The organism is Microbulbifer agarilyticus S89 (genome assembly GCF_000220505.1).
Classification (GTDB): Bacteria; Pseudomonadota; Gammaproteobacteria; order Pseudomonadales; family Cellvibrionaceae; genus Microbulbifer; species Microbulbifer agarilyticus_B.
Genome location: NZ_AFPJ01000014.1, coordinates 1 through 21,927 on the forward strand (window position 1 = coordinate 1; position 21,927 = coordinate 21,927).

Genomic DNA, 21,927 nt, shown 5'->3' on the forward strand with positions numbered 1-21,927 from the left:
CCCAAACTGCGCTCGGCAATGCACCTCGACACGGTGTTCACATTCGCCGACCGCGATGTGGTCACACTGTATCCGGAGATTATGAACCAGGTACATACGCTGGTATTACGCCCACAAGACAAGGGAAAGAATCTGCACATCACCCTGGAAAACAAACCCTTTGTGGATGTCGTTGCCAGGGCCCTGCGACTGAAGAAAATCCGCGTAGTGGAGACGGGAGGAGACCACTATGCCTCAGAGCGACAGCAATGGGACAGTGGCAATAATCTTGTCGCCGCCAAGCCCGGCGTGGTGTTTGCGTATGACCGTAACACCTACACCAATACCCAATTGCGCAAAGAAGGCATCGAGGTTGTGACAATTGTTGGGGCAGAGCTTGGCCGGGGACGCGGTGGTGGGCATTGCATGACATGCCCCATCAAGCGTGACCCCATCGACTTTTAATGGAACTTCCCAACAGCATACCGCGATAGAGTACGAGTGCACCTGAAGGAGCTGACGGCACTCTGTGCTCCGCGTATACTTGCGCCATGAAATTTTGCAGCCACTGTGGCCACTCCGTTGTATTCGAAATTCCCCAAGGGGATGACCGCCCTCGGCACCTGTGCCATGACTGCGGCGCCATTCACTATGTAAACCCGCGAGTAATCGTCGGGGTCCTGCCTTACCTCGGCGAACAGGTGCTACTGTGCAAACGCGCCATCGAACCGCGCCATGGACTGTGGACCCTGCCGGCTGGTTTTATGGAAAACGGTGAGACCAGCGAACAGGGGGCACTGCGTGAATCATGGGAGGAAGCGCGCGCCAGTATCCGCGTGGATGAGCTCTTTTCCGTTTACGACATTCCCCATATTAATCAGGTCTACCTGCTGTACCGCGGTGAGCTGACCGACACCAACTTCGGTCCCGGGCCGGAATCGCTGGAAGTGGAACTGTTTGACGAAAAAGACATCCCCTGGCGGGAGATGGCTTTTCCAGTGATGACGCAGACACTGAAGCATTACTTCAGTGACCGCGAAAAAGGAAGCTACGGCCTGCACCGTGGCATCATTGAACGCAAACTGTAATGAACGTCGGCCCGGGGCTTATTCCTGTCCCGGACGCTCGCGGCGCTGCCTGAGCAGCCAGTCGTAAATGTCCTGCCCTTCATAGACCCGCCGCCACACATCGTGGGCCATGTCTTCGTGGATGGTAAAGCGCACTTCCGCCTCACTTTCCTGTTCCAGCCTGTTGATACCGCCGAAGAAATGCGACTTCTGCACCGCGGTATCGCGACCGCCCGCAAACGCCCAAACGGGCAATGCGGCCCCGGCGATCGGCGTCATAAAATCGGGATGCCCCCACCCTACCACGGGCGCAATCGCGGCGAATTTCTGCGGGTGACGACTCGCCATATACCAGGTGCCGAAGCCACCGTAACTGATTCCGGTAAGGTAAATCCGGCTAGGATCCACCCGCAAGCGTTCACCGGTATCCTGCAAAATATTCAACAGATCCTGCTCCACCCGCTCCCAGCCATCAGGCAGTAACGGCGCTACCTGCCCCCACTGGTCCACCATGTCTCCGGGCTGCATCTCGCCGCTGGGTGAGAAGTAGGTTCGGTCCGGGGTTCCTTGCTCCAGTCGCGCGGGGATGGCGTCGCGGCTGCGCTTGGCAATGTAGGCAAACTTCCGATCCATACCGAACATGTGCAACTGGGGAGCGATGATGATGAAGGGTAAATCTCTTTTCTGTGCCCAGACCTCGTACAGGGGGCCGTGGGTAAGCACAAAATCCAGATCCTGTTTGCCATCGCCACGCTCACCGTTGCCATGCAGGAACAACATTAATGGCCACTGCTGAGATGGGGACGCCTCGTAACCCTGTGGCAGATACACAAAGTAGTCGCGTTCCGTCCCATCCACCTCACTAATATAGGACTGTCGATTGAGTTGTCCGTCACTGGTGTTCCTCTGCGACTCAGATTGCGGAGAACACGCACTGAGGAGTGCCGTGCAGGCTAACGGAAGTGCCGTCGAAAGAACGGCGCGAGCACCGGAAAAGCGTAGATATTTCAGCATGGTATGTATTTGTATAGGTTTCCGAGTCACTGTAACCCAGTGGCGCGTGAACGTCTTTAGATTTGTGCCTTGGCGCACAACTTTCATGCGGTCCACTTGGAGCGATTCCAACCAGGTGGTTTAAACTCGCCTGTACAAGAACGATAAAGAGCCAAACGCGATGAAACACCTGTTCCTGAAGAGTTTCCAGCTGTCGGTAACCTTCGCGCTTCTTGCACTAGTGTCGCTGTCACTCTGCGCCTGCGGCGACAAATCTCCAGCAGGCAACGCCACGTCGACAGCACAGGCTGAACGGATCGTCGCAACGGTGGGCGGCCAGCCGATATACCTGCATGAAGTGGATGCAGCCATCCAGATTCAGCATCACGACTTGCTGTTAACCGAATATGAAATGCGCTTTGCCCAACTGACCCAGATGGTGAACGCCAAACAAGACCAAACTGGCGGCGACGTCGAATGGTTACTGGATCACCCCACGCCACCACGTATCGAAGTGCATGCGGGGGCGCGCCCCGTAAGGGGGAACCCGCAGGCGACTGTAGCGCTTACGGTTTTCTGTTCCTACCAGTCGGTGCACTGCGCCCAAGTGCACCCCCATCTGCTGACACTCTTGGATGCCTATCCGGGGTGGGTGTCACTGCGCCATGTCGATTACCCCATGCATTTCCACCGCGAGGGACATAACGCGGCCCGGGCTGCACGCTGTGCCGCCAGACAGGGCGCACCCTGGGCATATGCCGATGGACTGTACGCGCGCTCCCGCCATCTGGATGGCGACGTCTACCCCCTGCTGGCAAAACAACTCTCCCTGAAACCGGAAGATTTAACGACCTGTATGCAGGAGCCGGAAGTCTCCGCGCTGGTGGATGCTGACCTAGCGTTAGCCCGGGAGCAGGGCTTTGGCAATGTCCCCATCGTTTTGATCAATGGGCTGTACACGCGCGGCCCCAAGTCCTATGAGCATTATGCGATGTGGGTAGCCCGGGAACTGCAGCGCAATGGAATCTCTCCTGGCAGTATTCATCCACAAGCTGACAGATACTCCGCCGCTGGTGATGCACAGGTCCAGCACACGCAATTACCCCTGCGGCTTGAGGGCACCAGTCTTTCCACCGCTGCGGAGAATTCCAGCGCGCTGATCGCTGTCGACGACAAAGAAGCTGCGCGATTTACGCTGGGCGCATCACTGCTGCAGAAGGTGCGCTTGACCTATATCCACAAAGATCATGTGATCCTGAACAATGATGGGATCGTGGAGCGACTAAATCTGCGCGGTGAACAGAGTGAGTCCAGCGACCTGCCGCCGTTGACGCGTCGGGCACCGCGAGACGCTGCAACCATGCAACGCATTGAACAACCCGCCGGCGAGACCCGCAGGCTGATCCCAGCGGATGGCGTCTTGCCGTTAGGGCAAGAGTGGCTACGCCAACAACTGCTGGCACGCGAAGAATTGGCGAAGAAATTTGTCCTCGCAGAACACGAGGTAGATGGCTACAAGTTACTGCGTCTGGAAGGGATTGCCGATAGTGAGTTTTTTGCTGCGCTGGGATTGGAGGAAGGCGATGTTGTGTTGCGGGTTAACGACGAATGGGTGCACAGTGGCCAGAACCCATTGTGGGATGCACTGGTCAGCGGAGAGGTGACCGACGTAACCTTTATGCGCAACGGATTACCACAGCGGCTGCAGTATACCGTTGCAGAGTCGGGCTACTTCGACGATCTGGACAGTCCGCCGGGAAACACCGATGGCGCAGCTAGCAATGGCAACGCTGGCGAAGCTGCCGGGGACGCTGATAACGCGGAAGAGAAGAATGACGGCGAAGAGGATTCGGATACCGACGAGGGTGGCAAAGACGGTACCTAAAGAGGTGCCTGCACAAGAACCTGAACAGCTGCCCGGTTTTTTCAGCCTAAGACCACGGAGGCGGGTACTGCCAGCTCCCGCCCGTTCACCGTTTACCGTGTTAATTTCGTGGAGCGCAGGACCTTATTTATCCGGATTGCCATTCCACATCAGGTCGGCGACGGTATTCTGCCCGGCAACACTCGGGTGGAAGCAGTCCCCACCATCAATGTCATTTTTTCCGAACTGGAAAGTGCCGGTACTGGGCTGTGACTCCCCGGCATACTCGGCAACCACCTCAATACCGTTGGTGCCATTGTACGCACTGGCCTCTTCCTGCAGGATTTCGTTATAGCGTTGCTGGGCGGCAGAAATACCTGCGTGACGGGTAGCAAAGCTCTCACCGTTCAAGGTGCCACCATTGGTCGCAATTCGACAAATGCCAAAGGTCGACCAGGCACTTTCACAATTTACCCGCCAGTTCCCGGACTGTTTGGCAAGGCCTGCCGCACGCAGGTCCTGGATGCGCGGTACGGAACCCAACACAACCGTCGATCCTGTTGGCAGCCCATTCACCAGTTTGTCCATACCCGCGCGGACCGCGCCGCGCCATTGCGCGTCGGTATACAGCGGGTCGGCACAGTTGGCGCCATCAACACAGTCGCGATTACAGATATCGTTGCCGCCCAGCACCACCTCTACGTGATCGGCAACGGTGGTCTCGGCCAGAATCCGATCGGCCTGAATACTGAAACTATCACCGCCGCCACGCATTTCCGCACCGGAACGCGCGGCACCTTTGTTGGCCGCTACGCCCGGATCAAGCGCCTTGTACTTGTCGTGAACGCTGTTGACGCTGGAATCCCAGCCATCAAACCAGCTGTGCTCGGGTTGATCGCCACCCAAAAGGCAAAAGAAGCCGCCGGTAAAAAATGTATTGCCGGTACAGTCAGCGGCGAATCCCATGGTAATACTGTCGCCAGCAGCGGTGGCTTTTGCGGGTGTGGCTACAACGTGGTTGGCGGAAAAAGAAAAGAACAACAGGAGGGGAGCAAGCAGCTTGAGCTTCTGCATGATGAATTCTCCGTTTGTGGTTTTTATCAATTATTCGAATTTGCAATCACGGTGAACCGCCCAAGTGTTGTGCAGGCAGCGCCCCATTACCAACCGGGATTCCAATGACCAATTAGTCCATGACTTAAATTGGGAGTACGGTCGCAACTCAGTCGCAAAAACCTCTGCAAAGAAAACGGGAAATGATCTAAAGAAGGGCACTGCGCGAACGGCGGGAAGGCAAATATTTAGCGCACGTATTTTTTTCAATGCGCCTCTGTGGAACGAGGCGCTCAACCACAGCGGTCATCCAACCGCCAGAGGTCAAACGCGACCTCCTCATAGGGATGCGCGCGGCGCATGGCCGCAAGCACCGCGTCTACCACATCATCCGCGCAGACGGTTTCCACGCGGTACTCTGCCACCTGCTCTACCTGCCCTTTCTGGCCAATAAACGGCTGGCTATTATCGAGCGGGCGAAACTGGCCGGTGCCCAGCACCTGCCAGCAACAGCGGTCGTAGTCACCAATACGGCCCGCACCGGCATCGAAGATCGCTTGTTTCAACGGTTCCAGATGTGTCTCGGGCACATAGATGCAAAGTTTGAACATGGTGCGGGCTCGACGTTTGGGCTCAGAACATCAGCGTCATCAGCTTACGCTGATAGGTGGTGGCCACCGGATCGCCGGCCCCCAGGGTTTTAACGATATCCAGAAAGGCCTGCTTGGCCGCGCCATCGGCAAAGCCGAGGTCTTTGCGCAACAGGCTGAGCAGGAGTTCCAGCGCCTCTTCCTGGCGCTCCGCCTGGCTCAACTGAATCGCCAGTTTGTAGGCCGACGCGCTGTCTTCCGGGTTCTCCGCCAGCGCCTGTTGCAGGGCTTTGATTTCGGGTGATTCGGCGGCGGCCTGCTTCAGTTCCAGCTGCGCCATGAGCTGCTGGTAGTCCGCATCCTGGTCGGCCATCAGAATCTTGCCCAGCACCCCTTCTGCCTCCTTGGTGCGATTTTTCTCCAGCAACACCGCGGCATACTGTTTGGCGATATCGGCGCGCTCGCCAGAGTCTCCGTACGCCTGGCGCAACAACGGCAGCGCCTGGTCCAGTTCGCCTTCCCCTACCAGCTTCTGCGCCTGCTGGAACTGCAGGTCCCAGGTCTTGGGCAGGTACTTGTCCAGCATGTCGCGGATTTCTTTCTCCGGCTGCACGCCGGCAAACCCGTCTACCGGCTGGCCTTCCTTCAGCAGCATCACCGTGGGCAGACTGCGCACTCCCAACTGGCCCGCCAGGGCCTGTTCCGTGTCGGCATTCAGCTTTGCCAGCAGGAACTGGCCGGCATATTCTGTGGCCAACTTCTCCAGCACCGGCATCAGCTGCTTGCAGGGTTCGCACCAGTCCGCCCACACATCGACCAGCACCGGCCGCTTCATGGATTCTTCGATCAGTACCTGTTGTGCGTTCTCTGCCGTCACCTCGACGATAAATTCTTCCACGATTACTCCTGTTGTTCTGCTGACGGGCCACCGCACGGGCGGCAACCATCGGATGGGCGCATGATACCCGATTGGCCACCAATTGCGTTTCCTCCGCCAATAATTGGGGGTAGAGTGCGGCCTTTCAATCTCAATGGGCTTCGCTACGCACTATGGGCACACAAATTGACATGAATTCCCCGATCCGCAAGGTTTCTCTACTGTTTGCCATGGAGGAAGAAGCGCGCCCGGTGATTGACGCCCTCGGACTGGCTGTGGATAACCGGCTCCACGATCAGGATCTGCCCTTTGTGACCTACCGCAGCGAGTCTGCGGGGCTGGCCATTTCTGCCACGGTTAGCGGCCATGACCACCGCTATGCGGTAGACAATATCGGACCGGTCGCCGCCACCCTGATGGCTTACACCACGGTGGCGCACTTTACCCCTGATCTCGTGATCAGCGCCGGTACCGCCGGCGGTTTTTCTGCCCGCAGCGCGGAAATCGGCACCGTCTACCTGAGTGATGACCGCTTTGTGTTCCACGATCGACTGGTGCCCCTGCCCGGCTTCGATGAATCCGCCGTTGGCCATTACCCCGCGTTTAACGTGCGTGGTATGGCGTCGGTACTGCAGCTACCTACCGGTGTGGTGTCATCCGGAAGCTCACTGCAGAAACATCCGCGGGATGTTGAAGTGATCGAGCAATTCGGCGCGGTTGCCAAGGAGATGGAAGCGGCCGCAGTGGCCTGGGTGTGCATGTTGAAAAATACACCGCTGGTGGCGATAAAATCGATTACCAACCTACTGGACGAGCCGGGGACGTCCGAGGAACAGTTTCTGCGCAACCTTGCTACAGCCTCGCAATCCCTGCAAAAGCAACTGTTGCGAGTATTGGAGTATCTGCCGGGAAAAACCCTGGGCCAGTTGTCGGAACACGCGCAGTGATTTCTAACGCGAAGCGCTAGAACAGTCCCGCTGACGTACCCGGTGGTACGTACTGATCCACCCGCTGGGCCTCCCCGGTGTACGCCAGGCCCATGGCCTTGTGGAGCGGCTGCACCAGCAGGTCCGCGTCGCCAACGCGAATATCCGGGTGCAGATAGGGTTCAAACGCCTGGGTGTCTTCCCCACCATCGAGCCATTGTTCGACAAAGGCCGGGTCTGCCGGCGCAATCATCGGAAAACTTTTCTCATGGAACTGGGCGGTATCCGGGTGTGCCGCCAGGGTGATGATCGAACAACTCAATACGTCGCCCCAGGTTTTGTACAGGCCACAAAAAAAGAACGGGCGATCGAAGCGGAACTCTACCGGGTTTTTGCCATGCTGGCTTTCCACCCAGGCGCTTGCGGGAATCAGGCAGCGCGATTTCCGGTACTCCGGCCGCTGCCCGAGCTTTTTCCAGTTACTGTTGATCGACCAGTATTTTTTATGGGGCTTCCAGGTATCGCCCTGCTTTTCCAGATACAGGTGCCAGATCGCATTTTCCACCTGATGTGCACCGTGACGGCCAGTGACGATACTCACCTTGGTTGTGGGACGCCGGCGCCGACCAAAAAGCATTTCCTCTTGGTGTTCGATCCCATACTCATCGAGGAAACGCTCGAAACCCGCCTCATCATCGACATCAAAAACACTGCACATAGCTTTTTGACTAATTGTTAATAGACTGTCCGTTAAGTGAAGATCGGTTTCGTGGCTACCAGTTCAGTGAAGACGGCAAACGCGGTGAGGACAACAGGCGGCCAAATTTTTCCCAGCGCGCCTCCGTGGTATCCGTATCGGCCTCAATATACTCTTTCACCAGCGCCTTACCCCAGTTGTAATTGATCACGTAGGCGCCGTAGGTATCCACAAAGTTTACACGCTGCTCCGCCTTCTCCGGGCTCATCGCGGTGTATTTCTGAAAACGTTTTACCGCTTCTGCACGGTCGATTTCCCCGTCGATGTATTCGCGGGCAACAATATTTTCCGCGAACTTCAGCTGTGCAAGCAGATCCAGTACACGCTGGTATTTTTCCGCAGTCGCAGGATCGAGCCCAGCCAGTGGATACAGGGTTTCCTGCTCAAAGCGGGTTTTTTCTTCCCCCGGGAACGCAAGCTCAATACCATAATTCGCCGTCCCTTCAGCAATCAGTGACTGGGGGCTGAACAATGGGTACACGCTGTACTCGACCCACCCCAGGTCTTTTACCAGTTTTTGTTCGAGTAGTGCGTTATAGGTATGGTGCCCCGGATACCCTTCGTGGCAACCGAGGTCCACGGCGCGGTCAATATGAATCGGTAGCCCCGCATTGATCTGGATCAGGCTGTGCGCGTCCCCCTGATACCAGTTGTAGCCGCTCCAGGGTTTGTCTTTGACGTATTCCAGGCGAAAGCTTTCGGCGGCAGGTAGTGCAACGCGCTCCTGGGTGCGCGCCTTGCAGGCTTCGATGGCCGCTTTGAATACGCTGTCGAGTTTGTCTTCTGGAATCTGGTATTGCGCGCGAAACGTTTGCACCCGGGTGTGCAGAGGCTCATCGCCAGGCAACTCGGCATCCAGTGCCGCCAGTACCGAGTCGAAATCACTGTACTGCTGTACCGGTGGCTCGGTGTCGTAGAGCGCCTTGGCCTCCTCTTGGAAATTGCGGAAGCTGGCGTCGGCAATGTGATGTGCGTGGGAGGCCACCGCACCCAGCTGGGTTTTCAGGTACTGCTTACGCAGGGTATTCAGGTCACCGGCCGGCGCAATGGTTTGTGGCAACTGTGCGAGTAGTCGCTCGGCGCGGTTGGCGAGCTCCGCCGGCGACGCCGTATCGGCTTCGGCTTCTGCCTTCCACTCTGCCGGGCCGTAGTAGGCATCGACATAACTCTTATCGTGCTTGCCCAGAGTGAGGACCAGCCGCACGTAGTGCTCGGCCAGTTTGTCCAGCGCTGGATCACTCTCGGTAGTCGCTTGGACCTCCGGTTCGCCCCCTTGCGACTCAGCAGCGGGCTCTTGTACCGCAGAAGTACTTTGTGCGGGAGGTTTGTTATCGCACGCGATGAGCAACCCCAGAATTCCACACAAGATTGTCACACAGATTAGGTTTTTCACGATGATTCCCGCTGTTTGTTCACACATGTGTTATCGACGAATTAATTTGGCATTCGCTCGCAAGCGCACCCTGTCTTCCCGCGTGAGCCACAATGGCTGGCAGCCATCGGGACTAGTCGCTGCGGTCCTCTGCCCAGTAGCGCTGCATCTTGAGAAACAGGAAAGACGCCGACCAGGTGATCAATACCAGGCCAGTCAGGGCTTCAAGCCCCACGGTGAAACGCAAAGTCCCATGGGGCTCGATATCGCCGAGCCCCAGTGAGGTATAGGTGGTGAAAGAAAAGTAAATGCAGTCCTGCAGGGAACCATCGAAGTTGCCCTCCAGTGTGCCAAATAGCGGCGAGTGGAACATCACATAGTAACCGACCGCAAACATCCAGATTTCCAGTACATGCGCGATCAAGGTGCCGAAAACGCCAACCAGGACACCAATATTCCTGCGCAACTGCCACTGTTGCCCGACCCAGAACAGCGCATTGAGCACCTCGTGGTGAATCACCACCGCGAAGGTAACCAGAAGCGTGTTGATGACAATGGGGATCAGCATATCAACGCCGTTTTCGGAAAAAATCCTTGAGCAAGGCGCCGGCCTCCTCGGCCAAAACGCCACCTTCCACCTGCACCTTGTGGTTGAAAAAATTCTGTTCCGGCAACTGTAGCTGACTGGTGATCACCCCGGCACGCGGTTCTGTTGCCCCATACACTACACGCCCGATGCGCGCATGAATCAAAGTGCCGAAACACATGGTACAGGGCTCGATGGTCACATACAGGGTGGCGCCGGGCAGCCGATAATTCTGCTGTTGGCGCGCGGCTGCACGCATGGCCATCACCTCCGCATGAGCGCTTGGGTCAGATGCCGAAATCGGCTGGTTGAAGCCCTCGCCAATCACCTCGCCCCCCTGCACCACAACCGCACCAACCGGCACTTCTCCCGCCTCCGCGGCCTGGGCAGCCAGCCCCAGTGCCCGCTGCATAAACATAAAATCCTGAGGTGTTGCCACGTCTCGCTTTCCTGAACCTGTCGCTGAGGTTGTTATTTATCGGTGAAGATCAGTGAACGGGCTTGGTATAGCGACGCAACAGAAAGTCCGCTTCAAGCTTGAGGCGCACCTCCTCCTCAAGAATGCGCCGGGCTTCGGCATCTCCCTTCCACGCAAAGGGTGTCATGGCGAGAAAATCCTGCACCGGTTCGCCTCCCTCAATCACCAGCGGGAAATCACAACGCAGCTCACTCTCCAAAGTAAATCCGGCGACAGGCGCCGGCACACTGTGCTGCTGGGGCGTTTGGTATAACCGGCTTTTCAGGCTCCACAAATGATCCGGCCCCGGGGATACGTCAAGCAAGGTCCCCCCGGGCTTCAACACACGCAGTAATTCTTCCGCCGGGCCCGGAGCAAATACGCGCAGTACGGCGTCGACGCTACTGTCTGCAACCGGCAAGTGGAAGCTGCTGCCAACCGCAAAATGTGCCTGCGCCTGTTTTTTCGCCGCAAGCCGCACACCGGCCTTGGCGATATCCACACCGGCGATTGCCGATTCTGGCCACCCGCCCTGAACCAAAGCACGGGCGTAATATCCCTCGCCACACCCCACATCCAGTACAACCGAGGTTCCTTCCCGCAGTCCAGCCTCCCGACCGAGCATTAACTGGGCACAAATGGCGTCAGCCAATGGCGCATAATGCCCGGCCTCCAGAAAGCGCCGCCGAGCATTCAGCATTTCCGCAGAGTCACCGGGCTCACGGCTGCGCTTCTGCTGCACCGGCAATAAATTTACGTAGCCCTCACGGGCCTGATCGAAGCTGTGGCCATTGGCACAGCGCCAACTCCGACCCTCAAGGCCAAGGGAAAGATTGCATTGGGGGCACTGCCAGATCATGCGTTCTCGGTGACTTCCTCAGTAATCGGCACGACGGATTTATGCAAAATAATATCCGCTGCTTTTTCGGCTATGGCGATCACCGGCGCATTGGTATTGCCACTGATCAAGGTAGGCATTATGGAGGCATCCACCACACGCAGTCCATCCACGCCACGCACGCGCAAATCACTATCCACCACAGCCTGCTCATCCTGCCCCATTTTGCAGGTACCCACCGGGTGATAAATTGACTCAGCTTTTTGTCTGATGAAGTTGGTAATCGCTTCTTTGCTGGTGAGCGACGCTTCCGGCAGCCACCAACGTTTTTGCAGCTGCTTCAATTCCGATTGCTCGATAATATCCCGCGACATTTCAAAGCCTTCCACCAATACCTGCAGGTCGTCCGGTTCTGCGAGGTAGTTGGGTTGAATGATTGGCAGGTCCCGCGGATCGCGCGATGCCAAACGGATCTGCCCGCGACTTTTTGGCCGCAATGCACAGGCGTGCAGCGAGTAACCATTACCGGGGCGCTTGTCGAGCCCGTGGTTGAATAGAGGCACCGCACTCAGGTGAAACTGGATATCCGGATGCCCACCCGCAAGACTGGAACTGGCAAAGCCGCCCGCTTCGGCAACGTTGTTGGTTAGTTTGCCTCGATTCAAAAACAGGTACTCGGGAAGATGCATGGCCGCCAACATTTTCGGTAGTAGCGCATCGTTAAACCCAACCGGGCGGTTGGTTTCGACCACCTGAGTAATATCCAGGTGATCCTGCAGGTTCCTGCCCACCCCGGGCAAATGACACTGGGGCACGATCCCCAGTTTTTTCAGTTCCGCCTCCGGGCCAATACCCGACAGCATCAGTAGTTGCGGAGACTGGATCGCCCCGGCACACAAAATGACCTCTTTATTAGCCACAATGCGCTGGCCATTCACCAGGGTTACCGCACACACCCGGTCACCCTTGAAGTCCAGTTTTGCCACTGGAGAGCGGGTATAGATACTCAGGTTTGAGCGCGCTTTGGCGGGGTACAAATAGGCAGTGGCGGATGAACAGCGTCGCCCGGATCGCTGGGTGACCTGATAAAAGCCGACCCCGTTTTGCTGCTGACCGTTAAAGTCATGATTTAACCGGTGCCCGGCCTCCTTGGCGGCGCGCAGAAACGCATGGCCTGCTGGCGATTTCCACTTCAGGTCCGACACCGACAGTGGGCCATAGCCACTGTGCCAGGCATCACTGCCGCGCGCATTGCCCTCCGCCTTGAGGAAGTACGGCAAGATGCTATCCCAGCCCCAACCAGGGTTGCCGGCGCCTTCCCAGGCATCGTAATCAGCTGAATTGCCGCGGATATACAACATGGCGTTAATCGCGCTGCTGCCCCCCAACACCTTGCCCCGCGGCCAGAACAGGCGGCGGCCGTCGAGATGCTCCTGCGGTTCGGTGTAATGATGCAGGTTGAAGCGTTTGCCGGGTACCAGATAGCCAATACCCACAGGCATCTGAATCAACAGGTTGTGATCCGAGGGGCCAGACTCCAGCAGGCAAACCCGATTCTGCTCGTCCTCGCTCAGGCGGTTTGCCAGCACACAACCCGCAGAGCCGCCCCCCACGATTACGTAGTCATAGACCTTACTTTTCGCCATGGGCACCTCTCGTCGTCGTTCTTATTAGGTCGATGGTCTTTAGAGAAATACAGTGCGCCCAATCTAGCACCCCACGGGCGGTATTTTCCCCACCCCCGCCACACAGAACACCTTCAATTCCGAAATCCGTGAGGAATAGCGCGCTGATCGCCGGGATTTATTCAGCAATTGTAGACCGGAGGCTGAGGCGCCTCGCGGTCGATAGCAAGTGACAGCAATATAAGGACAACAAAAGAACAATAAAAAAGGGCCCGTAAACGGGCCCTTCTTATATGCGACATCCTTGAGGGAATGTCGGTTACGATGCCACGGGTTCCAGTGCCACCGATCGTCCGGCCCGTTGCCCGTCGGCGCTCATGGCACGCAGGGACTGCACCGCTTGCGGGGGCACATCGTCGGCCAGTGGTTGCCACTGCTCTCCGTTGAAATACTCCAGTGCAAGCCCTGGGTAAGGCACAGCGGTCTTCACGCTTTGACCTTCTACTATCGCCCCCGGTACCGGCACCCGGTAGCCAACGCCAGCGCGATCCAGCTTGAGCAACTCCTTGTTGCCCAGTGCCGCGGCAAACACTGCCCAGTCTGCCGCTACCGCGGACTTATCCACAAAGTTGGTTTCAGCAGAGAAGCTCTGTCCTTCTTTTACTGGAAGCTCCCACGAAGCCTGGTGCCAGGCGCGCTCGGCCAAAGCCAATAGGCGCGGATACACCTGGTATTCCACCGCTTCGTCGGTGCGTACCACTTCGCTCCACAACTGTCCTTGCATACCGCGCACACTGTCGGTGAATTCCGCTGCCGGTGTGGTGGCAGCCCAACCCTGGCCATCGCGGTTCGGGTACAGCTCGGCGAGCTGCGCGGTATTCAGCGGTGCATAGCTGAACGTTTTGCGCGTGTCCGTATAGCGGGATGCCCAGTAGTATCCACGCTCCTTCGGGTCCACTTCCTGGGGCATGTCGAAATAGAGGAAGTCGGAGTGGGACTGCACCACATCAAACCCGGTCTCCGCAAAGTGCACACTCTCGTCGCCACCACCCCAGAAGAGCGGCGCCCAGGAGTTTACGTAATTGTGTGGCGTGGCCAGCTCTTGCGCCGCGTCACTAATTTTCTTCACTCCATCATTCCACGCGGCCATGGTCGGCACGCCCGCATCGGCGACCAGTTTACTCACCCGTTTGGCGTACAGTTCACCCAGCTCGTCGATGGCTTTTACTTCACCACTGGCAATCAACTTTTTGCACTGGGGCGAGTTGGTCCACGGCTTATTGCGCTGTTCGGCACGGACATTCCCCTTTTCGGGGTCAGTGCCCGGCGCTACTTCAAAGGAGTCCGCGGCCATGATATTCACCGCCTCGTCGCCACCGAAATGCCAGGTCTTCAGCGGGTGGCCTGCGCGATCGTGCATCGCCTTCACCTCGCCGACCAGCTTGCCGACAAAGTTGTACGTCGAGTCCACACAGGGGTTAATGTAACTGTCGTTATAGAACTGCACCGACAGGTACTCGGTGTCATCCTGCGGGTCGATCAGGCGGTAGGCGGCCGCCGCTTCCGGATCGGAATCCTTCAGCTTGCGGTAACGGGCTTCCATCGCCACCACCGCGGAACGCGCATGCGCCGGCATATCGAATTCCGGCACCACCTCAATATGTCGATCCGCCGCGTAGCGCAGGATCTCTACATAGTCGTCCACACTGTAGAAACCACTGCCAAAGTTGTCCGCAAATGGGCCGGAGCCCAGCTGCGGCAGCAGACAGCGATTTTCTTCCAGGTCGAAACAACGCTGGCTGCCGATCTCGGTCAGTTCCGGCAGACCGGGGATCTCCAGGCGCCAGCCCTCGTCATCAGACAGGTGAAAGTGGAATCGATTGAGCTTGTACGCCGCCATCTGGTCCAGCAGCTTGAGAATCACTTCCTTACTGTGGAAATTACGCCCCACATCCACAAACATACCGCGATGGGGGAAGCGTGGAGCGTCTTCGACGGCGACTTGCGGCAGGCTGGCACTTTTCAGGTCAACCAATGCCAGCAGGGATTGCACACCGTAGAAGGCCCCACTGGCATCGGCGCCCACTACTTCGGCGCCCTGCGCGCCGACGCTCAGCCGGTAAGCACCCGCCGGCTGTGCGGCAAAGTCTGTGGCATCCACCTTTATCTGTACCCGGTAAGCGGCCTCTCCCTGCGGAGAAAGCTCAAGCGTATCGATACGTTGCTGAAGGGCGGCAACCGAACCGGCATCCAGTCCCTCCGCCTGCAATGCAATACCGGAACCCAGCTGCACCGCCGGCGCATCGGCCAGCTGCACGCTGGCCGGCTGCGGAATAATTCGGGCGCGCCACTCTTGCTGGCTTACCGGCGCGACATCGGCGGTAAAACGTTGATAGCGGGTTTGGGCTGTTGCCAGGGTATTGCTGTCGCTGGCAACCCTTTTCCAGTTGTCCGGATCATTCTTGGTGATCGGCAACACGATATCCGACAGGTCATCGGTGTCGGTGGCGCGAATGATGTGAGGCGCACCAGCGGCATCCACCACAAATAGTCGCGGTTGGAAGTCAGACTCGAACTGCATCCAGTTCTCCGCCAGCAAATCCAGCTCCAGGGTTTCACCACGGGCGATACCAGCGAACTGCTCGGTCGGCGTCAGGCGGTGCAGGTCACCGTTTACCCGTTCCAGCGTGAAGGCATCACTGTTGAGTAGTGCGAAGGTGCGACGCACACTGTGGAAATACAGGGTCCAGTCGCGCTCGTCGGTGCCTACCGCAGAGCCGTTGTTCGTCAGGCTGATGCGGTAGGTGGAGCAGACGGCGCCGCTGCCGCCGGCCTGTTTGCACTGGGCGCGCAGGGCATCGTCTACGCCCTGAAAATTCTTGAGCACTTCCTGGGTGACCGCAAAATTGGCCGCAATCCGTTCGGCGGCCGGGGAGTCGGCGCTCGCCAGCGGCGCGGTGGCCGCAGGGGATTCGGTAGAGCTCGGGTCGGAACAGGCAGCAATGACCGCGGACAAGGCCAGGCTGGCAAAGAGTGGGATCCTTCTCATGGATAGTCTCTTTATTGGTGAGTGCACTGCACGGAGCACCCGTTGAATTCTTATGTTGTGGCGGCGGTTTCAGAATCCGCCCAGCACAACACCATAGCGAAAAAGACAGCGCTGTCAACAAAGCAATGGTTAGATGACCAGCACCCCTCACTTGTTCACTTTTTCGTGCGGCTGACGCGCTGTCGCGCCCGGCAACACTCGCGACCAAAATGACGCCAATAGTCAGAAGTCATGGAACTGGCCCTGCTCAGGCTGATCCAAGGCTTCGCTTACTAGACAAAGTTTTTATAAGCATTTCGGCGACTAAACCGTTTTTATACTAAAAAACATTGGCGGAAAGCTCCCCGCAGGCCTCGAGAACTGGGCAAAACTCTAAAGATCCAGCAATCATGGGGCTTGCGGAAAAATGACTCGTTTCACAGAAACGTTTGCACACGGCGTTGGCATCTTCGCGCTTTTTGTGAGATACAACAGCTTGAACAGGGTGAGCCATAATAAATTCAGTGGTTGTTCAGCAACCAACTGAGCCAAGAAAACATTCCCTGGGGTAGCAAAATGGAATCTCGCTGTACTCGGTTTCGTACGTCAAGGCACCTGGTTAATCGCCTACCAGTCGTGCTCGGTCTCGTACTGCTCCCAATTTCTTCAACCCTGTTTGCCGACGATATTTTTATTCCCGACTCGAATAGCGCCCTGAACCTTCAGGCCGACAACGCATTCTTTATCGATAGCGCCTTCGGCATGGACAACGAGGCTCTGTACGAATCTGCGGAGAATCTGCGTAACAACTCCATGGGCATGACCCACCGCCGTCTCAACCACCAGTGGCTGGAGCAGCATACTCGCCCCAGTGACTACGCCGAGAAAACCGGAGGACGCGCGGTCAATGAAATCCTGAAGATGGGCTTCAAGACCTACATGGCCCAGCACAAACGCAGCAAGCAGCACCCGCTGCTGCGGTATACCCAGAGCGAGGGCAAGTTCAGTAACGTGCTGGACTACGACTTCCGCCTCTCCGACGACAAGTTCAAGTTCTCGTTCGAATACGAGTTCTGAGCGGACTCCGCCCTACCCTTAAGGCGCGCGTCCCCTCATTTACCTGCTAGAATCTCCGCCACTTTTTCCACAGGCGGAGATTCCCGTGCCCGATACCGTCAAATCACCCACTGAATTCAACCAGCTGCCCTACGCGGGCGTAGTACCGCGCCTGATTGCCCTCGTCTACGACGCACTGATCGTCGCCGGCCTGTGGATGGTGTACGGCTTCTTCGCCCTGCTCGTAGCCACCACATTTGGCGGCCTGCAGTGCCAGCCCGAGCACATCGACTACACCCCGTGCGTGGGCGGCCCGCTTTACCAGCTCGGCTTGCTCCTGGTCACCGCCGGTTATTTCTTCTGGTCGTGGCGCGCTGCCGGCCAGACCATTGGCATGCGCGCCTGGCGCCTGATGGTGGCGAACAACAATGGCATGCAGTTGAGCTGGTACCAGTGCTGCATTCGTGCGCTGGTTGGCCCGCTGTCGGCAGCGTGTCTGGGGCTGGGATATTTCTGGGGATATTTCCGACCGGATCGAGCCAGTTGGCATGACCTGGCGTCAGATTCGGAAGTCCGGCAGCTGCCAAAAAAGAAGAAGAAAAAGTCGCTGTAAGATCTGATTGATCAAGCGAAGAACAGTGAGAAACGGGCGCTTAGCGCGCCCGCTTCAACAACAGCCAGCCGAGCAGGAAGCTCGCCATAATCGGCACAATCACCGCGATAAACGGCGGGAAACCAAATACCACGGAAGACGGTCCCAACATATCCTGCACCGTCTGGAACACGATCCCCACGATTACACCGGTAAACACCCGCAATCCGGTGGTCACTTCGCGCAGCGGGCCGAAGATAAACGAGATGGCCATCATCACCAGACCCGCGATGGTCAGCGGTTGCAGCACCTTCTTCCAGAACGCCAGCCAGTATCGCGAGGACTCCTCTCCCTTGCGATCCAGGAAGCGCCCGTAAGACCAGAGGTTGCGCGGCGAGAGATCCGAGGGCAGCGGCACCACCAGTGAAAAGAGTTCCGGTGACATATCCGAATCCCAAGTGGAACGCGCTTCCCGGCTACTGCTGGCGCGATCTGCCGTCAGGCGGGTCTGGCGGCTGTTTTGCAGCTCCCAGCGACCATTTTCGAAATGCCCGCGCTCGGAGAAAACCACCTGCTGAAGCTGGCGATCCTCGTCAAACTTGTAGCGCGTGATACCAAACAGGGTTCCACCCGGCAACGCCGCATTGAAGTGCACAAACTCACCGCCATCAAACAGCCATAACCCGTGTTCCAGACCGGAGTTTTCAAGCTCCCCCTGGGCAATCGCCCGGCGGCTCTCGGCCGTTTGATTGGTGTATGGGATCACCAGCTCGGCCAGCGCCAGGCCAAAGATAATCAGTACCAAGACCGGCTTCATAACCGCCCAGGCGATACGCCCGATGGATACGCCCGACGCGCGCATCACGGTCAGCTCACTGGTACCGGCAAGCGTGCCAAGGCCCACCATGCAACCCACTAGTGCGGAGAATCCCAGCTGACTGTAGATTCGTTCCGGCAGTGTCCACAACACATACTCGAGCAAATTGGCGAACTGGTAGTTGCCACCCAGGTCTTCCAGCTCATCGACAATGGCGGAAATCACATCCAGCCCAAGGATCACCATCAGCACTGCCAGGATGGCCAGGGTAACGGTGCGCGCAATATAACGATCAAGCAGTGACATCCGCGCCTCCCGCATTGCTAGCACCACCGTTGTCTGCCCCCCGCTTGCGCGGCTTGCGATCGCGCCCACCGAGCAAGATCAGGCCGAGGATCAGGAATGGCGGGTGCACCAGCCAGATGGCCCAGGCCTGCTCAATCTTGCCATCCTCAATGGCACCACGAACGCTCTGCAGGGCCACCAGATACACGATGTACAGCAGTACCGCGGGGATCATTTTGGCGTAACGCCCCTGGCGCGGATTGGTGCGACTCAGGGGCACCGCCAGAATGGCAACGATCAACACCAGCACGGGCAAACTGAAGCGCCAGTGCAGGTTCACCCGCTCGCGCGGGTCCTCACTTTTCCACAGCGCTGCGGTAGACATGGATTGCAGCTTTTCGCTGGCTTTCGAGCGCAGGCGCGGCACCTCAAGGAGTACCTCATAGCTGGCAAATGCCATCTGTCGGTAGTCGCTCTGGCCTGGCACCCCTTCATAGCGGTAGCCATCCCGCAGTACCAGGTACCGCAGGCCGGTTTCGGGGTCTATCTGCTGTACCCCTTCGCGGGCTACAGTGACAATCTGGTGGTCGGTTTCGGTGTCGCCGCGGGAGTTGCCCAACTCGGCGAGAAACACGTTGTGCATCGTGGAGCGGTCGTCGCTCAGCCCCTCGGCGTAGTACACGGCGCGGTTGCCGCTGGTCGCGATAAATTTCTTCGGTACCAGGTGATCAAACTCGTTGCGGGTCTTGTCCGCAGTGAGCAGGTGCGAGGTGCGCTCAATCCCGGTAGGGGTCAGGTACAGGCTCATTGCCGCTACAAACGCTGCGACCATGAGTGCGGGTACCAGGGTATACGCCAGCAACTGCCGCTCACTGAAGCCACACGCGTGCAGAACCGTCATTTCACTCTCGATATACAAACGGCCGTAAGCAAGCAAAATACCGACAAAGAAGCCGAGAGGGATAACTAGCTCGAGAAAGCCCGGCAGGCGAAAGCCCATCAGGGAGAACAGGATTCCAGCAGACAGGTCGCCCGCCGCAGCTTCCGCCAGGTACTTCACAAAACGGCCGCTCATGACCATCAGCAGCAACACGGCACTGACGGCCAGAGTTGCACCGAGTAGCTCGCGGCAGAGGTAGCGGAAAATTATCACTGAACGACCAGCTTCCCTGATTGCACTGTTTGATTTAGGGCGATTTGAAATGCGATTCCGGTTAATCCGTATCGGCGAGTGTCAGAATAGGACACCGGTTCAGAGGTTCCCGAGCAAATCGATCCTTCTCGGGTTAAACTTGTGCGGCGCATTATCACCAAAAAGCCCGGCAATGTCTCGGCCCATCAGCCAATCTCTGGCCCACTGACAGCAAGACACCCCCGAGCGTGTAATAAATAGCTCGAAGCATTCGTCTGTAAATTAGCCGCGGCAGGCAAAATTCATAAAGGAAACGATTACATGCAGTTTACCGCCAAGGTCACCGACATCCTCAAACAACGCAGTGCCTGCGCCATTCTCCCCGTCGACAACAAGAACCGCCTCAGCGACAGTGGCAGCGCGCTGGACAAGGCAAATGGCGGTCTTTTGAGCAAAATCCTGAAACGCGGCGACCTGGGCAGCGCTGCCGGCAGCACCCTCATGGTGCCGACCATTGAAGGTGGCGCCGAGCGCGCCTTACTGGTGCGCACCTCTAAGACCCCAATTTCCCAGGCAGAATTCCGCAAAGTGGCCAATAGCAGCGCCACGGCCGTTACCTCACTGAAAGATGCCTCCTCATACTTGGTGGAAGTGCCGGTAACAGACGCCGACGCCACCTGGCAGGCCGCACAGACAGCACTCGCGGCTGGCCTTGCCAGCTATAAGTTCACCCGCTGCCACAGCGACGCCAAGCCGAATGCACTGGCAAAGTTCACCGTGCATGCCGCGGACAAAAAGCAATTGAAGGGCGTACAAAAAGGCGTGGAGCTTGGTGGTGGCCAGGCACTCGGCAGTAACGTCGCGCGTGAACTGGGCAACCTGCCCGGCAACATCTGCACCCCGAGCTACCTGGTGGGCGAAGCCAAGGCACTGGCGAAAAAACACGCAAAACTGTCCACCTCCGTGCTCGACAACAAGAAAATGGAATCCCTGGGCATGGGCTCGTTTATGAGCGTTGCCAAGGGCAGTGACGAACCGGCGGCGATGATCGCGATGAATTACAAGGGCGGCAAAGCCGGCCAGAAGCCGATCGTGCTGGTGGGTAAAGGCATCACCTTCGATACCGGCGGTATCAGCCTGAAGCCGGGCGCGGCGATGGACGAAATGAAGTTCGATATGTGCGGCGCGGCCAGCGTATTCGGCGTAATGAACGCGCTGGTTGAAATGAACGCACCGGTAAACGTGGTGGGTGTTGTGGCTGCTGCCGAAAACATGCCCAGCGGTCGCGCCAGCAAACCTGGCGATATCGTAACCTCCATGAGCGGCAAAACCATCGAGATCCTCAACACTGACGCAGAGGGCCGCCTGGTACTCTGTGACGCGCTGACCTGGGCGGGTAAATTCAAGCCGAGCGTGGTAATCGACGTGGCCACTCTGACCGGCGCCTGCGTAATCGCCCTTGGCCACCATGCCACCGGCCTGTATGCCAACCAGGACAAGCTGGCAAACGACCTGATTGCCGCCGGTGAGACCAGCGGTGACCGCGCCTGGCGTATGCCCCTGTGGGACGAGTACCAGCCAATGCTGAACTCCAACTTTGCCGATATGCAAAACATTGGTGGTCGCGAGGCCGGCTCGGTAACCGCAGCATGCTTCCTGGCCCGGTTCGCCGAAGACTACAACTGGGCCCACCTGGATATCGCAGGTAGTGCGTGGAAGTCCGGCGCTGCTAAAGGTGCAACCGGCCGCCCGGTACCGCTGCTGCTGCAATACATCCTGAATAAAAAGTAAACAACACCAAAAAACGAAGCTCAGAGCATGGGCTAAGGCTCTGCCACCGGTAACGGTTCGCAGGACCTTCCGCGAGAGGGACCTCGCGGAAGAGCCCCCAGGGATGGGTTCACGGCGTGTCCTGTGAACCGTTACCGGTGGTAAGGCCGCCACAGCGGTTAGATCAACCCTCTGAACCAAGGGGCGTGGCGGTGCCACTACCGGGGACAGCTGTGCGAGACACGCCGTGAACCCATCCATGG

20 protein-coding genes are annotated in these 21,927 nt (G+C 57.8%); 7 read left to right on the forward strand and 13 right to left on the reverse strand.

Annotated features, from left to right (window positions below):
- Positions 1 to 444: arginine deiminase family protein (locus AS89_RS0104515; RefSeq protein ID WP_010131185.1), on the forward strand; the 444-nt coding region annotated here is incomplete at its 5' end.
- Between the two features lie 86 nt (positions 445 to 530).
- A complete protein-coding gene (locus AS89_RS0104520) occupies positions 531 to 1,067 on the forward strand; it encodes an NUDIX hydrolase (protein ID WP_010131187.1) in 537 nt (178 codons plus the stop codon).
- Positions 1,068 to 1,085: 18 nt separating this feature from the next.
- Here the strand turns inward: AS89_RS0104520 and AS89_RS16910 are convergent, their stop codons facing one another.
- Entirely contained in the window at positions 1,086 to 1,826 is a 741-nt protein-coding gene (locus AS89_RS16910; protein ID WP_010131188.1) for a prolyl oligopeptidase family serine peptidase, read from the reverse strand.
- A gap of 394 nt (positions 1,827 to 2,220) precedes the next feature.
- Here AS89_RS16910 and AS89_RS0104530 point away from each other — a divergent pair, with 394 nt between their 5' ends.
- Positions 2,221 to 3,924: a thioredoxin domain-containing protein gene (locus tag AS89_RS0104530; RefSeq protein ID WP_010131189.1), complete on the forward strand. Its 1,704-nt coding sequence runs from the start codon at positions 2,221 to 2,223 to the stop codon at positions 3,922 to 3,924.
- A gap of 123 nt (positions 3,925 to 4,047) precedes the next feature.
- Here the strand turns inward: AS89_RS0104530 and AS89_RS0104535 are convergent, their stop codons facing one another.
- The 3 genes from AS89_RS0104535 to trxA all read right to left on the reverse strand — a co-directional run bounded on the left by AS89_RS0104535 (position 4,048) and on the right by trxA (position 6,444).
- The gene (locus AS89_RS0104535) at positions 4,048 to 4,977 is read right to left on the reverse strand and encodes an SGNH/GDSL hydrolase family protein (RefSeq protein ID WP_010131190.1); all 930 of its coding nucleotides are present in this window, start codon (positions 4,975 to 4,977) and stop codon (positions 4,048 to 4,050) included.
- Between the two features lie 272 nt (positions 4,978 to 5,249).
- On the reverse strand, positions 5,250 to 5,567 hold the full coding sequence (locus AS89_RS0104540) for a Nif3-like dinuclear metal center hexameric protein (RefSeq protein ID WP_010131192.1): 318 nt from the start codon (positions 5,565 to 5,567) through the stop codon (positions 5,250 to 5,252).
- A 22-nt stretch (positions 5,568 to 5,589) separates the two neighbouring features.
- Entirely contained in the window at positions 5,590 to 6,444 is an 855-nt protein-coding gene (gene trxA / locus AS89_RS0104545) for a thioredoxin (protein WP_010131194.1), read from the reverse strand.
- 170 nt (positions 6,445 to 6,614) lie between these two features.
- On the opposite strand from trxA, the gene AS89_RS0104550 reads away from it, so the two are divergent.
- On the forward strand, positions 6,615 to 7,370 hold the full coding sequence (locus tag AS89_RS0104550; protein WP_010131196.1) for a phosphorylase family protein: 756 nt from the start codon (positions 6,615 to 6,617) through the stop codon (positions 7,368 to 7,370).
- Between the two features lie 16 nt (positions 7,371 to 7,386).
- Here the strand turns inward: AS89_RS0104550 and AS89_RS0104555 are convergent, their stop codons facing one another.
- From AS89_RS0104555 to AS89_RS0104585, 7 genes are all read right to left on the reverse strand, one after another.
- Positions 7,387 to 8,067, reverse strand: coding sequence for an SOS response-associated peptidase family protein (locus tag AS89_RS0104555; protein ID WP_010131198.1), 681 nt, complete (start codon positions 8,065 to 8,067; stop codon positions 7,387 to 7,389).
- Between the two features lie 55 nt (positions 8,068 to 8,122).
- Positions 8,123 to 9,499, reverse strand: a complete 1,377-nt coding sequence (locus AS89_RS0104560; RefSeq protein ID WP_202798375.1) for a hypothetical protein — start codon at positions 9,497 to 9,499, stop codon at positions 8,123 to 8,125.
- A gap of 112 nt (positions 9,500 to 9,611) precedes the next feature.
- On the reverse strand, positions 9,612 to 10,046 hold the full coding sequence (locus tag AS89_RS0104565) for a potassium channel family protein (protein ID WP_010131202.1): 435 nt from the start codon (positions 10,044 to 10,046) through the stop codon (positions 9,612 to 9,614).
- A gap of 1 nt (position 10,047) precedes the next feature.
- Positions 10,048 to 10,482: a tRNA adenosine(34) deaminase TadA gene (gene tadA / locus AS89_RS0104570; protein WP_010131204.1), complete on the reverse strand. Its 435-nt coding sequence runs from the start codon at positions 10,480 to 10,482 to the stop codon at positions 10,048 to 10,050.
- A 70-nt stretch (positions 10,483 to 10,552) separates the two neighbouring features.
- Positions 10,553 to 11,380 carry a putative RNA methyltransferase gene (locus tag AS89_RS0104575; protein ID WP_010131206.1) on the reverse strand — a complete coding sequence of 276 codons (828 nt, stop codon included), beginning with the start codon at positions 11,378 to 11,380 and terminating at the stop codon, positions 10,553 to 10,555.
- On the reverse strand, positions 11,377 to 13,005 hold the full coding sequence (locus tag AS89_RS0104580; RefSeq protein WP_010131207.1) for a GMC family oxidoreductase: 1,629 nt from the start codon (positions 13,003 to 13,005) through the stop codon (positions 11,377 to 11,379). The genes AS89_RS0104575 and AS89_RS0104580 overlap by 4 nt, the downstream gene beginning before the upstream one ends.
- A 298-nt stretch (positions 13,006 to 13,303) precedes the next feature.
- The gene (locus AS89_RS0104585; RefSeq protein WP_010131208.1) at positions 13,304 to 16,033 is read right to left on the reverse strand and encodes a family 20 glycosylhydrolase; all 2,730 of its coding nucleotides are present in this window, start codon (positions 16,031 to 16,033) and stop codon (positions 13,304 to 13,306) included.
- 615 nt (positions 16,034 to 16,648) lie between these two features.
- On the opposite strand from AS89_RS0104585, the gene AS89_RS0104590 reads away from it, so the two are divergent.
- Together AS89_RS0104590 and AS89_RS0104595 are read left to right on the forward strand one after the other, a co-directional pair.
- A complete protein-coding gene (locus tag AS89_RS0104590) occupies positions 16,649 to 17,089 on the forward strand; it encodes a hypothetical protein (RefSeq protein ID WP_010131209.1) in 441 nt (146 codons plus the stop codon).
- Positions 17,090 to 17,174: 85 nt separating this feature from the next.
- Positions 17,175 to 17,681, forward strand: coding sequence for an RDD family protein (locus AS89_RS0104595; RefSeq protein WP_010131210.1), 507 nt, complete (start codon positions 17,175 to 17,177; stop codon positions 17,679 to 17,681).
- A 40-nt stretch (positions 17,682 to 17,721) separates the two neighbouring features.
- Here AS89_RS0104595 and lptG read toward each other — a convergent pair whose 3' ends face one another.
- Together lptG and lptF are read right to left on the reverse strand one after the other, a co-directional pair.
- Positions 17,722 to 18,783: an LPS export ABC transporter permease LptG gene (gene lptG, locus AS89_RS0104600; protein WP_010131211.1), complete on the reverse strand. Its 1,062-nt coding sequence runs from the start codon at positions 18,781 to 18,783 to the stop codon at positions 17,722 to 17,724.
- Positions 18,770 to 19,915, reverse strand: coding sequence for an LPS export ABC transporter permease LptF (gene lptF / locus AS89_RS0104605; RefSeq protein WP_010131212.1), 1,146 nt, complete (start codon positions 19,913 to 19,915; stop codon positions 18,770 to 18,772). The genes lptG and lptF overlap by 14 nt, the downstream gene beginning before the upstream one ends.
- Before the next feature lie 300 nt (positions 19,916 to 20,215).
- Here lptF and AS89_RS0104610 point away from each other — a divergent pair, with 300 nt between their 5' ends.
- A complete protein-coding gene (locus AS89_RS0104610) occupies positions 20,216 to 21,685 on the forward strand; it encodes a leucyl aminopeptidase (RefSeq protein WP_010131214.1) in 1,470 nt (489 codons plus the stop codon).
- Positions 21,686 to 21,927: the final 242 nt, after the last annotated feature.

Bases quoted from the DNA above. Each gene is read 5' to 3' on its own strand.
- AS89_RS0104520 (WP_010131187.1), top strand. From the start codon at position 531: ATGAAATTTTGCAGCCACTGTGGCCACTCCGTTGTATTCGAAATTCCC.
- AS89_RS16910 (WP_010131188.1), bottom strand. From the start codon at position 1,826: ATGTTGTTCCTGCATGGCAACGGTGAGCGTGGCGATGGCAAACAGGAT.
- AS89_RS0104580 (WP_010131207.1), bottom strand. From the start codon at position 13,005: ATGGCGAAAAGTAAGGTCTATGACTACGTAATCGTGGGGGGCGGCTCT.
- AS89_RS0104610 (WP_010131214.1), top strand. From the start codon at position 20,216: ATGCAGTTTACCGCCAAGGTCACCGACATCCTCAAACAACGCAGTGCC.
- AS89_RS0104565 (WP_010131202.1), bottom strand. From the start codon at position 10,046: ATGCTGATCCCCATTGTCATCAACACGCTTCTGGTTACCTTCGCGGTG.
- AS89_RS0104575 (WP_010131206.1), bottom strand. From the start codon at position 11,380: ATGATCTGGCAGTGCCCCCAATGCAATCTTTCCCTTGGCCTTGAGGGT.
- AS89_RS0104535 (WP_010131190.1), bottom strand. From the start codon at position 4,977: ATGCAGAAGCTCAAGCTGCTTGCTCCCCTCCTGTTGTTCTTTTCTTTT.
- AS89_RS0104550 (WP_010131196.1), top strand. From the start codon at position 6,615: ATGAATTCCCCGATCCGCAAGGTTTCTCTACTGTTTGCCATGGAGGAA.
- AS89_RS0104585 (WP_010131208.1), bottom strand. From the start codon at position 16,033: ATGAGAAGGATCCCACTCTTTGCCAGCCTGGCCTTGTCCGCGGTCATT.
- lptG (WP_010131211.1), bottom strand. From the start codon at position 18,783: ATGTCACTGCTTGATCGTTATATTGCGCGCACCGTTACCCTGGCCATC.
- tadA (WP_010131204.1), bottom strand. From the start codon at position 10,482: ATGTTTATGCAGCGGGCACTGGGGCTGGCTGCCCAGGCCGCGGAGGCG.
- AS89_RS0104530 (WP_010131189.1), top strand. From the start codon at position 2,221: ATGAAACACCTGTTCCTGAAGAGTTTCCAGCTGTCGGTAACCTTCGCG.
- AS89_RS0104540 (WP_010131192.1), bottom strand. From the start codon at position 5,567: ATGTTCAAACTTTGCATCTATGTGCCCGAGACACATCTGGAACCGTTG.
- AS89_RS0104555 (WP_010131198.1), bottom strand. From the start codon at position 8,067: ATGTGCAGTGTTTTTGATGTCGATGATGAGGCGGGTTTCGAGCGTTTC.